The organism is Alphaproteobacteria bacterium RIFCSPHIGHO2_01_FULL_41_14 (assembly GCA_001767855.1).
Taxonomy (GTDB): Bacteria; Pseudomonadota; Alphaproteobacteria; order UBA7879; family UBA5542; genus 2-01-FULL-41-14.
In genome coordinates this window covers 351083-366694 of sequence record MEMF01000002.1, presented here as the reverse complement: position 1 = coordinate 366694, position 15612 = coordinate 351083, and the positions used below count along the sequence as shown (strand labels likewise).

The following is a 15612-nucleotide window of genomic DNA, read 5'->3' as shown; positions in this document are numbered from 1 at the left end:
ATTAAACTTCGCTATTAAGACTTTACTTGGCCGAGTCGATAGTGCTTGTAACACAAGGCCGTGTAACGATCATTACCTCCAATTTCAATTTGATTGCCCTCTGTTACCATCCGCCCTTCCCCATCAATCCGAGCGTTCATGGTGGCTTTGCGGCCACAATGGCAGATGGTTTTTATTTCGTTTAACTCTTGGGCCCACCCCAGTAAATACTTGCTGCCTTCGAAAGGTTCTCCCAGAAAATCTGTTCTGAGGCCATAGGCCAAAACAGGGATGTTCAGTTGGCTCGCCACATCGGCCAATTGCTGTACCTGGTTCTTTGAAAGAAACTGGGCCTCATCCACCAAGATGCAACTAACTTTGTCTTTTGCGTGGGATCGACGAATGTAATCTAAGAAATTCATCTGGGCATCAAAGGCAATGGCGTCTGAAGAAAGCCCGATGCGCGAGGTAATGGTACCCACCTTAAATCGATCATCGATCACAGGAATAAAGAGCAATGTTTTCATGCCACGTTCCTGATAGTTATAGCTGGATTGTAAAAGAGTGGTTGTTTTTCCGGCATTCATAGCGGAATAATAAAAATGTAACTTTGCCATTTTAATCCTTTGATTTTTTAATGATACGATAAACCGTATCGTTTAGACTTATGCCGCTTCATGTCGCAGCTGGTTCAGCCGCGACGGGTTCCATCCCCCCGGCTCGCGTCGCCTCTCTCATGATATCCGCCCATAATTGGGAGGGAAGATTACCGCCTACCACACGATTCATGGGTGAATCATCCAGATTCCCCATCCAAACCCCAGCCACAAGATTGGGAATATATCCCACAAACCACGCATCCCTAAACTTTTGAGTGGTGCCTGTTTTGCCGCGCACCACCACACCTGGAACCTGGGCTTTTCTTGCTGTCCCTACTTCAACCGTTTTTTGCAACAAGTCCTGCATGGTGGATAAGGCATGATCACTGAATAGCTTTTCTGGTTTTTCCTCTCTCTGGGGTTCTCTTTGGTACAAGATTTTACCGTCAGATGACGCCCGAATCTCTAGGATCCCATAAGGCTGAACGAAATGCCCATCATTCGCCAAGATGGCAAACGCCCGCACCAAGTTGAGAAGGTTGGTTTGATAGGTCCCCAAAGCAATGGAGAGATCTCCCGCTGGAGGTTTTTCAAATCCTAAGCGCTCCACCACATTGCCGATGAAGGATACCCCGACTTTTTGGGCCAGTCTGACGGTCGCCGTATTCACAGAATGGACCATGGCCTCCCCTAAGCTGACTTCCCCTCGTTCTTTATATCCAAAATTATGCACCACCCAATTTTTATTCTGATAAATGGTGTCCTTTATCATCATATCCGTCTGGAAACCCGCCTCTAAGGCTGCCAAGAAGACAAACATTTTGAAAATGGACCCAGCCTGTCGACTGGCCTGAACGGCTGTATTAAACTGAGCCAAATTATAATCTTGCCCCCCCACCATGGCACGCACAGCTCCGTCATAGGACATGGCTACAAAAGCAGTGGAACCCACGTTGTATTGCTCCCCATTGATGGCGATGTGATTTTTAATCTTTTGGACAGCCACATTTTGAATGGGTAGATTAATGGTGGTAGTCACAATCAGATCTTGGTCTACGTCTACCAACTTCACCACTTCTGACAAAACCCAGTCCGTAAAATAGCGGTTATTATTGCCGTAGGGATTGCGATGCAGATGGAGGGTCTCTAGTTTTTTCAGATAGTAGTCATACTGCTGATTGGTGAGATATCTCTCTTCCAACATGTTTGTTAACACAACGGACGCCCGTTTTTTCAAGAGATCCTGATTTCGACCAAAGCGAGACGGCGCCTTGAGCAACCCAACAATGACAGCGGATTCGAGCGGGGTCATATAAGAGACTAATTTCCCAAAATATTGCTGGGACGCAGCATCCACCCCATAGGTTTGATTTCCAAGATACACCCGATTTAAATAAATCGTCAGAATTTGATCTTTGGTAAAATGATGCTCAAGCCAGAACGCCAACATCATTTCTTTTAACTTTCGATTCAAAGATCTGTCTGGGGTTAAAAATAAATTTTTTGCCAACTGTTGCGTAATGGTACTACCCCCTTGCACATACGCTCCTGCCACCACATTGCGCACCACCGCCCGTAAGAGCCCCTTAAAATCAACACCCCAGTGGTTGTAGAAATTGCGATCTTCCGTCGCCATTAAGGCTTGAATCAAAGATTTTGGGATTTGCTTTAAGGTAATGGTCTCGCCATGCATGTCGCCTTGAACGGCAATTTCCTGACGATCTTGCGTGAGAAAGACAATGCTGGGCTGCCGAACAGAAGTTTCTAGTTTCTTGATATCCGGCAAGTGATAGCCATGCCAACTCAATAGACCTGCCAAGGCAATGGCGCCCCAAATGCCCACAATCAGAATAAATTTTAATAATTTTCTTCCAAAGGAAGATCTAGAGGAACCTTGTCCTTTTAGTATAATCGGGTTTTTTTTGATCATTTAAATCTCAAATATCTAAATTTTTGACTTTCGAAGAATTTTCTTGAATAAAGTTACGGCGAGGCTCAACCACTTCCCCCATCAACACCGAGAAAATATCGTTTGCCTCATCCAGATGGCTTACTTTGACCTGTAATAACGAACGAACCTCAGGATCCAAAGTTGTTTCCCACAGTTGCTCTCCATTCATTTCTCCCAATCCCTTATACCGTTGGATCGTCATCCCAAAACGGCCTTCTCCTTGGATCGCCGCCACAAGATCTAAGAAACCGGACGTCTCCACACTTTTAGCTTTCAGATGCAGCGTGTTGGGCATTTTATACAAGACAAGGTCATCCGCTCTCTGAGAGAGTTGGCGGGCCTCGATGGAGTGTGTAATATCGCAGGGAAGCGTCACATACTGCGGCACCCCTTGAGAAAGACGGCTTAACAAGATGTCTCCCTGCTCATTCACAGCCCCCGTCCAGGAATCCTCTTCTGGCAGCTGGTGAAGTTTATTGAGGTGACCCGCCAAATGATGAGCATTTTGGTCATCATAGCGATGATTTTTAATTTTTTGAGCATCGAGCAATCCTAAAATAGCGGCTTGCTCTAAGACAGGAATGTCTGTCCCCTTGCTGTTAATTTCTTCCAAAAGACGCTTGAGGTGGCAGGCTTTTAAGACAGTGTCATACAAATCTGCCCCCACCATCTCAACCCCAGACCCCAATTCAAGACGGGCGTTCTTGACCCCTTCTGTGATCAGGTATTGATCCAATGCTTCTTCGTTTTTCAGATACGTTTCAGATTGCCCTTTTTTCACCTTAAATAAAGGCGGCTGAGCGATATAGAGATACCCCCGTTCAATCACTTCAGGCATTTGACGATAAAAAAAAGTGAGGAGCAACGTGCGGATGTGACTGCCATCCACATCCGCGTCTGTCATAATAATGATTTTATGATACCGCAGTTTTTCAATATTAAACTCTTCTTTCCCAATGCTGGTGCCTAAAGCTGAAATGATGGTCCCCACTTGCTCGGACCCAATCATGCGGTCAAACCGCGCCCGCTCCACATTGAGGATCTTTCCCCGAATGGGAAGTACCGCCTGATTTTGACGATTTCGGGCAGGTTTTACGTTGCCGCCAGCACTGTCGCCTTCCACGATGAAAAGCTCGCTGAGAGCCGGATTCTTTTCCTGACAGTCCGCCAACTTCCCTGGTAGAGAACTGATGTCCAACACGCTTTTCCGGCGCGTCAACTCGCGGGCTTTCCGCGCTGCCTCCCGGGCGAGCGCCGCCTCGGCCACTTTCCCCATCACCACCTTGGCATCGGCGGGATTTTCTTCGAACCATTGGCTCAAGCGATCATTCACCATGCCTTCCACAACGGGACGTACTTCGGAAGAAACAAGCTTTTCTTTGGTTTGGGACGAGAATTTAGGATCTGGTACTTTAACGGACACCACACAGGTGAGCCCTTCCCGCGCATCATCGCCTGTAATAGAGAGTTTATCTTTTTTAGGACCGGCTAAATGAAGGTAGTTATTAATAACGCGCGTCAACGCCGCCCGAAAGCCGGCCAAGTGAGTTCCCCCATCTTTTTGGGGAATATTGTTGGTGAAACAAAGCATGGTTTCATGATAGGTGTCGTTCCACTCGAGCGCCACCTCCACCAGAATTCCCTCTTTCTCCCCCGACATCAAGATAACCGGACGATGCAAGGCTGTTTTATTCCGATCCAAGTATTCTACGAAGGCTTGGATACCACCTTCGTAATAAAGCTCTAGCTGCTTTTGGTCTGCTTGGCGGTGGTCACACAAAAAGATGCGCACGCCCGAGTTCAAAAAGGCAAGCTCGCGAATACGATGTTCCATGGTCGCAAAATCAAATTCTGTTTGGGTGAAAGTTTCTTTCGAGGGCAAAAAGGTGACTTCTGTCCCCTTCTTCCCTTCTGCTGGACCGATCTCTCTCAGTGGCGCCACAGGATCCCCATGACGAAACTCTATCAAGTATTCCTTATTGTTCCGCCAAATCCGCAACTTCAAAGTTTCAGAGAGGGCATTCACCACAGAGACACCCACCCCATGCAACCCCCCAGAAACCTTGTAGGAGTTCTGATCAAATTTCCCACCAGCATGAAGCTGGGTCATGATGACCTGAGCGGCAGATACTTTTTCTTCCGCGTGAATATCAACCGGAATACCGCGCCCATTATCGCGAACTGTGACTGACCCATCCTCATTTAGAATAACCCAAATCTGATCACAGTGCCCCGCCAATGACTCATCAATGGCGTTATCCACCACCTCATAAATCATATGGTGCAAGCCTGATCCATCATCGGTATCCCCGATATACATCCCGGGCCGCTTACGAACGGCGTCCAAGCCTCTTAAGACCTTAATCGATCCTGCATCATAGGAATTTGACATTATTCAACTTTCATAGTTTGCTTTACAGCCTTACGATCCTGCACATAAAAATACTGAGCTTTTTCCCCCAATGGGGCAAAAACTTTTTGATCCGTTCCCGTCATCCAGCACTGTACGCCAAGGTCTAAGATTTCTGTATATAAAGTTTCTCGACGCTCTTGGTCCAAGTGGGCAACCACTTCATCTAACAATAAAATGGGCGTTCTGTTCTTACTTTTTCTATGTAGACGACAGTTTGCCAAAATCAGACTTAATAATAGTGCTTTTTGCTCTCCAGTTGAACAAAATTCGGCAAATTTTTTTCTTTCCACATGAAAAAACTGAACTTGGGTTTGGTGAGGGCCGATTTGGCTCCCCCCAAGTCGGGCATCCACCCCACGTGACTCCCGTAAAAGGGCCTCGATTCTCTCTTCCGCCTCGAGGGCCGACATTTCTAAACACAAAGATTCCACCACCCCCTCTAAAGAAAGGTGAACTTGTGGGAAGCCTGAAACAGACACTTCGATGAGCGGCAGAATCTCGGACAAAAAGATATGCCTCAGAGAGGTGATGGCCATGCCTTCTTGCGCCATTTTTTGTTCTAAAATGGATAACCATTGGGCGTCACCTCCGCCCTCTTTCAAAAGACGAGACCGCTCACGGAGCGCATAGTCATACCGATAAAGATGCTGTCCCTGCGCCGGGATAAAAGAGGTCACCAACCTATCAAAAAAGCGACGGCGCGTGCCCATGCTTTCAGTAAGCAGCTGATCAATTTGAGGCGTCACCCAAAAAATGCTTAACATTTCCAAGAGATCTATCTGAGAGATAGCCGTTTGATTCAGCTTGATGGCGCGACGTTCGTCACCACTTTCCGTGTTCGTCAAACCAGTCCCAATGTCTTCTCTGTCACTCCCCGTCCACACCTTCGAGAACACTGACCATCCTTTTTCCGCATGATTCAGATTTGTGGCGTAAGATAATTTTGCTCGCCGCAACCCGCGACCCGGAGACAAAAAAGAGAGCGCCTCGAGAATATTGGTTTTCCCCGACCCATTTTCGCCTGTCAGCACCACGGGTCGTTGATCCACTTCTAAGGTCAGCGCCTCATAACACCGAAAATTCTGCAGCGACAAAAATTGCACCCATTGAGGAGAAACGGTGATAGGTTCCTCAAGAGAAGAGAGAAAAGAAGACTCTAGAAAGCTCACAGACGCATTGGCATCAAAACGTATAAAATACGTTGTGCTGTGCCCCCTTTGATAATCGCCGGAGAGTTTTCATCAGAGAGATAGAAAGAAAGAGTATCCCCCGTAATTTGTTGGGTGATATCCAAGAGGTATCGGGCATTAAACCCCATCACCAATCGCTTGCCATTATAAGACGCTTCTATTTCTTCCACGCCCATGCCTTGATCCAGACTCGAGACAGAGATAATAATTTTCTGCGGTTCGATGGTGAGCTTAACGCCGCGCGCTTTTTCATTAGAAACGGTCGCCACTCGATCCACCGCCTCGGCAAATTTTTTGCAATCGACAGTAAGCAAGTTTTGATTCTCGGACGGAATGACTTTCTCGTAATCAGGAAAAGTCCCATCAATGAGGCGCGACACCAAGAGCGTGCGACCGATGCTAAACATAATTTGAGTGAGTGACAAAGAAACAGTCACGTCAGAATCAACCCCTTCCACAAGCTTGCCCAATTCTAAAACCGTTTTGCGCGGGATAATCACGTCTGGAATACCAGCCGCCCCTTTAGGCTCTTGAATGTCCGCCATAGCTAAGCGATGCCCATCTGTGGAGACCGCGCGCAAGACCAAATCATTGTCATGGGTGCGGGAATGTAAATAAATGCCGTTCAGATAATACCGTGTCTCTTCTGTGGAGATGGCAAACCGCGTGCTATCAATCAAATACTTCAGATCAGCCGCGGGGAGCACAAATTGGTGGGGGAGATCCGTCGTTTTCAACGTGGAGAAATCTTTGGCCGGCAAGGTGGGCAAATTAAACCGGGAGCGCCCACACCGAATCACCAAATGATTGTTCTCGAGTTTCTCCGTACATTCAATTTCGGCGCCATCGGGGAATTTCCGCACGATGTCATAGAGTGTACTCGCCGCTACCGTAGTGGCCCCCTGGATTTCGACCCTGGCGGGCATGGTTTCCACAACGGAGACATCCAAATCTGTTGCCGTTAAAATAAGATGACCGTCTTGGGCGGTGAGCAACACATTGGATAAAATGGGAGACGTTGTGCGTCGTTCCACGATGCCCTGAACGTGCCCCAGAGCCTTTAATAAAAATGACCGATCAACTAAAAGTTTCATGTGAGAGTCCCATCTCTACCTTATTGAGATTCTGTAATTATACCGTGTTTTATGTCTATCACAAGCCAGGACAAGATTCAATTTATCTAATGGGAATAATTTGGGTTGAAGGAGTGACCAGAAAAAGGATCACTTCACAAATGAACTTGATTTCCGCCTACACAAAAATCCACCCTTTATCTGAGAGGCCTCGTTCTAATAAGCATACCGAGATCGAGATTTTTTAGAGGACCTCTGCTCATCGCCCTCTCCTAAGAATGGCTCTGACTCAGAGTCAACATTCATCAGCGCGGAGAACCCCTCATCGTCTTCCAAGCCGCGTTTTCTTTTGGAGACGTGTGTACCCATAGGATCGTCATCGCTTGACTGTTCCGTCTGTCCTTCTGCTCTCTGATGCAGATAATAAGCAGACCGGTTCTGCCTTTTGTCAAAAAGGTTAGAGCTCGCCCGAGAACCGCTCCGGCTCTCAGGAAGACTGGCCCCTCTTTCCTTCAGAGAAGAACCCACACCAGAATCTCGAGCGCTCGCCAATTCAGCAAGCTCCTCTAGCTCTTCGTCGTCGATTCCTTCTGACCCAACAGCACTATCTGTCCCTATCACTGAGTCTCCCTCATCCAATGCGTCTGTGGGGAAGGCGCGCACGCCATAGAAATTGGTTCTGGGAGCCTTTATTCCTAAACCAATCTCTTCACTGCGAGAAAAAAGATAAAGGTCTTCTTGCCAAGGTGCAGAAACGCAAAACGAACTAATGAATAAAAAACATAAAACAAATAGTATAAACATGGTGATTTTTCTAACAGACTCAATAATGGCCTGCTCTTATAGGGAAAAATAATATTAATGTCAAGTAATTACTTTTAAATAAGGGAAATAAAGTGTGGAAGCTGGCCATCTAGGAAGTATACCTTATTCCCGTCATTGCGAGGAGGTCCATAAGGATGACAAGAAGGTGGGACAATAAAGGGGGAAAGAACGAGTTACTTAATCGAAATAATTTTCCCGCCACTTAAGGGGATCAGATGTTCTTTCTGTAAATTAAAGACGGCATTGGGCGTGCCGGCTGCAGCCCAAATTTCTGCGCATTGCAGCAAATCCTCATCAATAAAGACGAGATCGATTCTTTTTTTATGCCCAAGGGGAGGCACGCCCCCAATGGCAAATCCGGTGATGTCTCTCACAAAATCTGGGTCAGCCCGCACGATATCTTCACCCACTTGCTGTGCGATTGTCTTTTCATTGACCCGATTGGGGCCGCTTGCCAGAACAAGAACAGGCTGGTGGGTGGTTTTTGTTTTGAAAATCAGAGACTTGGCAATTTGGGTCACCTCACATCCAATGGCTGCGGCGGCCTCCACCGCTGTGCGCGTACTTGCGGGAAACTCCACAACACGAGATTGTATCCCCTTTTCCTCAAGAACTTTTTGAATCAATCGAGAGTTATAACTTAAGGTTTCCGTATCATTCATAATTTCACGCTTTCTTTCCAAAAATATGGGCAAATCCGACAGCCGCCGCCCCGTTACACATCACATTCGTCACGGTAATGAAAGGATCAAACAACATGTAGAGCCCCATGATAAACCCTTGCATGGTGGGATCAAACCCCATGAGCTCTTGAAGAATAGGCATCATCACCATCACGCCTCCACCAGGGACGCCTGCAGCCCCAAATTTCAAAACCACATAATAAAGACAGAACTTGAGGTATAAGGAAAAATCTGGCACGGACATGCCAAAGGTCAAAAGGGTCGCCATCATCACAATGGGCAAAACAATGCCATCTCCAATATGATGAACGTTCACCGCCGCCGGAATATACGCCCGCACCACGGGAGAGTGGTTAGTGTTTTTCTCGGCACTATCCAACAGCAGGGGCATGGTGGCAGCGCTTGACATGGTACTAAACCCCGTCACCGCCATGGGCAGAGAATTACGGATATAGGTCTTCCAAACCCTAAAGCGAAACCGTGCCGCAATCCCGAACATGAGACAGATGTAAACAATTTGGGCCAAAATGGCAGCGATAAACACGGGCGCATAGGCCTGGAGCGTATGAGCTAAAATTCCATCTCCCGCCATCTTTACCATAAACCCGAAGATAAAGAGGGGGACAATCGGAATGAACATCCTTTTCAAGAAAAAGTCAGCGCCTTTTTTCAAGAAAGCAGAAACCTTCATGGCCGTCTTGTTTTTAAAATAAAAGAAAATGCTCCCTATCACGATACCACTGATCAGCGCATAATTATTGGGGATTTTTGGGAGCTTGAAACACCCGAAACTTTGCAATCCGCTGGCTGGAATCTCGGCATTCACGATCTTCATGAAGGAAAAGCACCCAAGGCCTAACTCGTAAGCATAGAGAAGGCTTAAAAAGTTAGAGATCACCACAAAGGCGAGTACCGAGAGCAGAAAGACGATGATGTTATTCTCGAAATTAATCAAACACGCAAAAAGATAACTGAAGATAATAAAGGGCAAGAAAAAGATCAGTATTTCCTGAATCTGAACACTTATGGTATAAAAAATACTGCGATAGAATTCAGGGATCATGTGCCCAAACAAGAGGGCGATCAAAACAGAAACCCCCAGCTGGGTAATTAAATTAAGGCGAAATTTGAATGCCATCTCTTTTCCCTATTTATGAACCACAGGACTCATAAAATACATGAGAGGGATCTTTTCATAAGTTGGGAAGAGAATCAAACAAATATTTAAATACCTTGCTTTTCTCCGATGAACGGTTTGATCAACTCCTCACGCAAATTCTTGAAAGCCCCTCTAAAACCAGGTAAGGTTCTCTCAACATCGATGCAAAGTAAATACATGAAAAACAAATCCTGCTTGCCCTTGATCCTCTGTATTTTGGATGGGTGGGGGCATAAAAGAGATTCCAAGACCAATGCCATTACTCAGGCCGCGACGCCCACGTGGGACCGGTGGGAAAAGACATACCCAGAGGTTTTATTAGACGCCTCGGGGCTCGCGGTGGGGCTCCCCAAGGGTCAGATGGGGAATTCGGAGGTGGGTCACACCACCATCGGCACGGGTCGAGTGGTCTTGCAAGATTTACCCCGTCTTCACGAGGCGTTTGAGACAAAAGAAATCAACAAAAATCCATTTATTTTAGGACTCATTGAGACGCTTAAAAAATCGGGAAAAACCTGCCATCTCATGGGGCTTTTTTCTTCCGGCGGCGTGCATAGCCACAAAGACCATTTTATAGGGCTCATCAAAATCTTGGGCTCCGAAAATATTACCGTACGGCTCCATCTTTTTTTGGATGGTCGAGACACGCCCCCCCAAAGCGCCTTAGAAGATCTGAAATCTTTGGAGGCCATCCTTAAATCATACCCCACCGTCAAAATCGCCACCCTCATGGGCCGCTTTTATGCCATGGATCGAGACCGTCGGTGGGACAGAACCCAAAAGGCTTACGAAGCATTGGTGGGTGGCAAAGGCACCTCCACCTCAAACCCCCTCAGCACACTTAGAGATTTTTATGGACAAGGTATCACGGATGAATTTATCCCCCCCCTCATTGTGGAGGGATATAGAGGGATGCACCCCGAGGATGCCTTCCTCATGGTAAACTTTCGGGCCGATCGTGTGCGCCAACTTTTGGATGCGCTTGTGGAGCCTTCTTTCACCGCTTTTCCTCGATCCACCCGCCCCCTTTTCTCCCATAAAATCGGCATGAAAGGATACTCTCAAACCCTCGCACACGAGTTGGAGGTTTTGTTCCCCTCCGTCTCGCTGAAAAATACATTGGGAGAAATTTTATCCGAGCACCATTTGAGACAACTGCGCATTGCGGAAACGGAAAAATATGCGCACGTCACGTTCTTCTTTAATGGGGGGAAAGAAACCCCTTTCCAGGGTGAAGATCGCTCTCTGATTCCATCGCCCAAAGTCAGCACGTATGACCAAAAACCAGAGATGTCTGCCCAAGAATTAACGGATACGGTGATTGCCTCTCTTGATCAGAACAAAGCAGATGTTATTATTATGAACTATGCCAACACGGATATGGTGGGGCACACGGGGAAAATAGAACCCACCATCAAAGCAGTTGAGATGGTGGATCACTGTTTAAGTCAGCTGGAGAAAGCCGTTCTGAAACACGGCGGCTCATTGTTTGTGACCGCCGACCATGGAAATGCCGAAATGATGTATGACAATAAAACACGTCAACCTCACACCTCACACACCACTAGTTTGGTACCGTTTATCTGTGTGACCCATCACCCGTACAAGGCACTGAGAACTCACGGGGCACTGGCCGATGTGGCCCCCACCGTGTTATCCTTTTTAGACATTCTGGCCCCCCATGAAATGACTGGCGAACCCCTCCTTGAGAAAGAAAAGAACGCTTGATGCTGTGCCGCTTTTCCATTGCTTTTCTGGTTCTTTTTTGGGTTAGCCTTGCATCCTCACGCACTTTGGAAGCCGATCTGAATCAGGTGGCCAAAGAGTGTCGTCACTCTGAAGCAGAAGTGGCACGCCTTGAAGCGGATTTGGGCGATGTTCAATCTCTCTATTATGAGAAGACCTCTCACCTTCTCTCCCAACAAAAAAAGATTTCCCGCCTTATTCTGCTGCTCCGAACGTTAAAGGCTGAGGCACCCTCGCACATCATTCGGTCGGATGAGCAGAGCCCCCATGTGCTACGGAATTTTTCCATTTTCCAATGCTATGTTCGCGCGCTCCACAAAGAAATGCAGACGCTGCAAAAAGAGCTTTCTGCCCTCAAACAAACGAAGGAACAAACCTCTCAAAGAAAAGCAGAGCTGAATGAAAAGCTCGCCACGTATCAGAAAAAATATGCCCACCTTGAAGACTTGCTGCGACAAAAGAAAAGTCAAATCCAGAAGACACTGTCTCAGCGCAAAGAAACAGAAGACAAAGCCCAGAAGTTGGCCAAAAGATCCAGCTCCATTGCGGATCTCATCAAGCATCTTGAAAAAGATCAGACGTCTTTTAGAAAGCCCTCCGCCGTCCCAACAATCTCTTTGTTGTCACCCACTCAAGGCCCCATTATTACCCCGTTTAATCAAAAGACATCCCAAAACCCGGATGGCTCAGGGGTTGTGTTCAGAGCCCGTGCAGGATCCCATATTTTGTCGCCCGTGAGTGGGAAAATCTTATACGCCGGCCCCTTCCGCCGGTACAATAAAATTCTCATCATCGGATTCCAGAAAACCTATTCCTTGCTCTTAACAGGGCTAGACCGATTAGACGTCTCTGTGGGGCAAGAGGTCCACGCGGGAGACCCCCTTGGGCTGCTCCCAACAGAGGACAAAAACTATCTCTATCTCGAATTACGCAATCATGGCGTGCCCATCAAACCCCATATTTTGAAAATTTAACATGACACCTAAACTCTTTATTGCTCTTCTCTGTCTTTTTTCTCTCTCCTCCTTTGGCAACTCTGAGACCTATCGCCAGCTCAAACTTTTCGACGATGTCTTTCGCTACGTGCGCAGTGAAAGCGTCCGTCCTGTTTCGGATGAAACCCTCATCGAATCCGCCCTTCAAGGTATGATGAGCCATCTAGATGATAACTCTACCTATATTTCGCCCGAGAAATACCAAGACGTTCTGAACAGTTTAAAAGGCCAGTTTGGGGGCATTGGCATTGAGTTTACTTTGCTGGATGGCAAAATTGTGATCCTCAGCCCCATTGATGATTCTCCCGCTTTTGAAGCGGGATTATTGGCAGGTGATGAACTTTTGGAAATCGATGACGAACCGGTGGTGGGCCTGCCGCTTTTCGAGATTCGGGATAAGATCAAGGGACAGGTGGGCGAGCTGCTCTCCTTAAAGGTGCGCCGCAAAGAAGCAGTGATGGCGTTCAAACTCCGGCGGTCAAAAATCAATCTAAAAGCATTGAAATGGTCCCTCACCCACGATATTTTATTTGTGCGATTGTCGCACTTTAACGATAAGATTGGGCGTCATCTCCACGACCTGCTGAAGGCACAGAAAAGGCCCCTGAAAGGCGTCATCCTGGACCTCCGTAATAACCCCGGGGGTATATTGGAAGAGGCCTTAGAAGTCACCAATCTTTTCTTATCCAAGGGCAAAATCATCTCCATCAAAACACGGCATCCCAAGAATGACAAAACGTACTATGCGGACGGAAAAAAAAGCGCCCTGCTGAATACCCCCATTGTGATCTTGATGAATGGTGGGACTGCGTCTTCTGCCGAAATCGTTGCTGCTGCCCTGAAGGATCATAAACGAGCCCTCTTGGTGGGCGAAAAAAGCTTTGGAAAAGGATCCGTCCAAACCATCCTCCCCATCCCTCCGGGATATGCGGCCATTCAGCTGACAACGGGACTGTACTACACGCCCTCCGGTCAATCGTTGGATAAGCAAGGCATCGTGCCCCATATCCTTTTTAAAGACACAGGGACGCAGCCCAAAAAACCAGATTTGATGAAAGAAAAAGCGGTTCAACTCATCCTCTCGAAGGCACCCCTAAAATGAAGCCTCTGGTTTTTTTACACTGTGCGTCTCCGGTGGTTGCCAAAGCTCTTACTGATTATTTGGCACCAGATTTCAGAATCACAGAGAATCCAAAAGATCCCGCTCTCAAGGCCATTATTTTTGATGCTATCCCCGCGGCGGTTATTAAAAAATACCACGAAGAACATCCCCACGCGATGCTTTATATCCTCGTCTCCCCCTCCACAAAAATACCGCCCTTCCCTTTTCCCGTGCGGGTGCTCGAGCGTCCCGTTTCTTTAAAAGTACTCAAAGCCCATTTAGCAGAACCCCTCAGCCCCTCTATTTTGACCCTGGGTGAGTTTAAACTGTATTTAAATAATCGTCGCCTCGTGCACCCGGACGCCACCAAAAATTGTATTCTCACAGAAAAAGAAACAGAGATTCTGGCCTATCTTTATAAAGCTCATCCTGCTGCGGTCAGTCGAGACATGTTGCTGAAAGACGTCTGGAAATATACGGAAGGCGTCACCACCCACACGCTGGAAACGCATCTCTATAAACTGAAACAAAAGATAGGGCTTGCCTCTGGAGAGAATCTGCTGAAGACAACTGATGAAGGATATTCCCTTAATGTGTAGATGGCTTCGCTCTTTCTTCAAAGACGATAAAGAGGGGCTCTCCTTTTTATCTTAACAATGCAAAAGTAAGGACAATGTTACAGCGCCCGTAGGAGAATAAAAAATGAAAAAAGTTTTTTGGATCAATCCGTATCAAGCAAGCTTAGACACCAAAATCGTTTCTGTCACCGGAAATGAGGTGTTGCTGGAAGAGACCATCGCCTTCTCTTTTTCTGGGGGACAAGAAAGTGATCGGGCGACCCTGAATGGTCTTGAGATTTTAGGCTCTCGCATGGAGGGAACCCGCATCTACTATACGGTGGGGGAGAATCATCCCTTTACCGCCGGCCTGGCGGTGCAGATGGCCATCGATTGGCCGCGTCGATATAGGCTCATGCGCCTCCATTTTGCCGCGGAGCTGATTTTGGAACTGGTCACTCGAAAGTTTCAGTTAGAGAAATTGGGCGCCCATATCTCTGAAACCAAAGCGCGCATAGATTTTAGATTAGAGACAAACATCTCAGCAATTTTTGAAGACCTCTTAACGGAATTTAACAAAATCATCGAAAAAGATTACCCCATTCTCACCGACTTTTCGGACCGCGACACCCAGCGGCGTTTCTGGAAAATCGAAGGGTTTGCCGAGGTGCCTTGTGGCGGCACCCATGTGAAATCCACCAAAGAAGTGGGGTTTGTGTCTTTAAAAAGGGTTCGACCCGGAAAGTCTTTAGAGCGCATCGAGATTCGGTTGGTGGAGGATAATGTCTCATAAAAATCAGAGATATCTATTTTGTTTAACGGCCTTCTTTATTTGTAAAAATTCCTTTTTCATCCTATCTGAAAATATTTGTTGTACCATCTATTTTCATGTATGATCCTTTCATTCAAAGGTTGATAGTATGACAATATTTCATTTAGCCATTCCCTCGGATAACTTGGAAAAATCAAAGATTTTTTATGAAGGAATATTAAATCAACGGGCAGGGCGAGAATATGATGACTATGTGGTGTTTAATTTTTTTGGGCACCAACTTGTTTGTCATTTAGATCCGAGCAGCATTGATAAAGAGGTCAAAATGTACCCCCGCCATTTTGGAATCATTCTTAATAAAAAAGAAGATCTTTTGAAACTTTACGAAAATTCCAAAGAAAAAAACGCTTCTTTTTATGAAGACTTATTTGAAAGATTTACAGACAAACCGGGCTGGCACTGGAGCTTTTTCTTAATTGATCCTTCGAACAATCTGATAGAATTTAAATATTATCAGCATGCGAAGCAAGTTTTAGAAGCCCATGCTTAGTCTATTCAAAAACCACTG

14 protein-coding genes are annotated in these 15612 nt (G+C 46.7%); 6 read left to right on the top strand and 8 right to left on the bottom strand.

All coding sequences use genetic code 11. From position 1 onward, the window contains the following. Positions 1-14: 14 nt before the first annotated feature. From A2621_01805 to A2621_01770, 8 genes are all read right to left on the bottom strand, one after another. On the bottom strand, positions 15-596 hold the full coding sequence (locus A2621_01805) for a thymidine kinase (GenBank protein ID OFW89627.1): 582 nt from the start codon (positions 594-596) through the stop codon (positions 15-17). Between the two features lie 58 nt (positions 597-654). Next, positions 655-2508, bottom strand: a complete 1854-nt coding sequence (locus A2621_01800) for a hypothetical protein (protein ID OFW89626.1) — start codon at positions 2506-2508, stop codon at positions 655-657. 7 nt (positions 2509-2515) lie between these two features. Next, positions 2516-4921 (bottom strand): DNA gyrase subunit B, encoded by a 2406-nt coding sequence (locus tag A2621_01795; GenBank protein ID OFW89625.1) that lies wholly within the window; start codon positions 4919-4921, stop codon positions 2516-2518. Continuing rightward, positions 4921-6066, bottom strand: a complete 1146-nt coding sequence (locus tag A2621_01790) for a DNA replication/repair protein RecF (protein ID OFW90113.1) — start codon at positions 6064-6066, stop codon at positions 4921-4923. Before A2621_01790 ends, A2621_01795 begins: the two co-directional genes overlap by 1 nt. A 41-nt stretch (positions 6067-6107) precedes the next feature. Next, positions 6108-7226, bottom strand: a complete 1119-nt coding sequence (locus A2621_01785) for a DNA polymerase III subunit beta (protein OFW89624.1) — start codon at positions 7224-7226, stop codon at positions 6108-6110. 195 nt (positions 7227-7421) lie between these two features. Next, positions 7422-8009, bottom strand: coding sequence for a hypothetical protein (locus tag A2621_01780; GenBank protein OFW89623.1), 588 nt, complete (start codon positions 8007-8009; stop codon positions 7422-7424). A 194-nt stretch (positions 8010-8203) separates the two neighbouring features. Further along, positions 8204-8692: a hypothetical protein gene (locus A2621_01775; protein ID OFW89622.1), complete on the bottom strand. Its 489-nt coding sequence runs from the start codon at positions 8690-8692 to the stop codon at positions 8204-8206. Between the two features lie 4 nt (positions 8693-8696). Further along, positions 8697-9851 (bottom strand): hypothetical protein, encoded by a 1155-nt coding sequence (locus A2621_01770; protein OFW89621.1) that lies wholly within the window; start codon positions 9849-9851, stop codon positions 8697-8699. 225 nt (positions 9852-10076) lie between these two features. On the opposite strand from A2621_01770, the gene A2621_01765 reads away from it, so the two are divergent. From A2621_01765 to A2621_01740, 6 genes are all read left to right on the top strand, one after another. Then, positions 10077-11600, top strand: coding sequence for a phosphoglycerate mutase (2,3-diphosphoglycerate-independent) (locus A2621_01765; GenBank protein OFW90112.1), 1524 nt, complete (start codon positions 10077-10079; stop codon positions 11598-11600). After that, positions 11600-12592 carry a hypothetical protein gene (locus A2621_01760; protein ID OFW89620.1) on the top strand — a complete coding sequence of 331 codons (993 nt, stop codon included), beginning with the start codon at positions 11600-11602 and terminating at the stop codon, positions 12590-12592. The genes A2621_01765 and A2621_01760 overlap by 1 nt, the downstream gene beginning before the upstream one ends. Before the next feature lies 1 nt (position 12593). Further along, positions 12594-13715 (top strand): hypothetical protein, encoded by a 1122-nt coding sequence (locus tag A2621_01755; GenBank protein ID OFW89619.1) that lies wholly within the window; start codon positions 12594-12596, stop codon positions 13713-13715. Beyond that, complete coding sequence (locus tag A2621_01750) at positions 13712-14314, top strand: hypothetical protein (protein OFW89618.1); 603 nt, start codon at positions 13712-13714, stop codon at positions 14312-14314. The genes A2621_01755 and A2621_01750 overlap by 4 nt, the downstream gene beginning before the upstream one ends. A 103-nt stretch (positions 14315-14417) precedes the next feature. Next, a complete protein-coding gene (locus A2621_01745; GenBank protein OFW89617.1) occupies positions 14418-15065 on the top strand; it encodes an alanyl-tRNA editing protein in 648 nt (215 codons plus the stop codon). A gap of 127 nt (positions 15066-15192) precedes the next feature. Continuing rightward, the gene (locus A2621_01740) at positions 15193-15594 is read left to right on the top strand and encodes a hypothetical protein (GenBank protein ID OFW89616.1); all 402 of its coding nucleotides are present in this window, start codon (positions 15193-15195) and stop codon (positions 15592-15594) included. Positions 15595-15612: the final 18 nt, after the last annotated feature.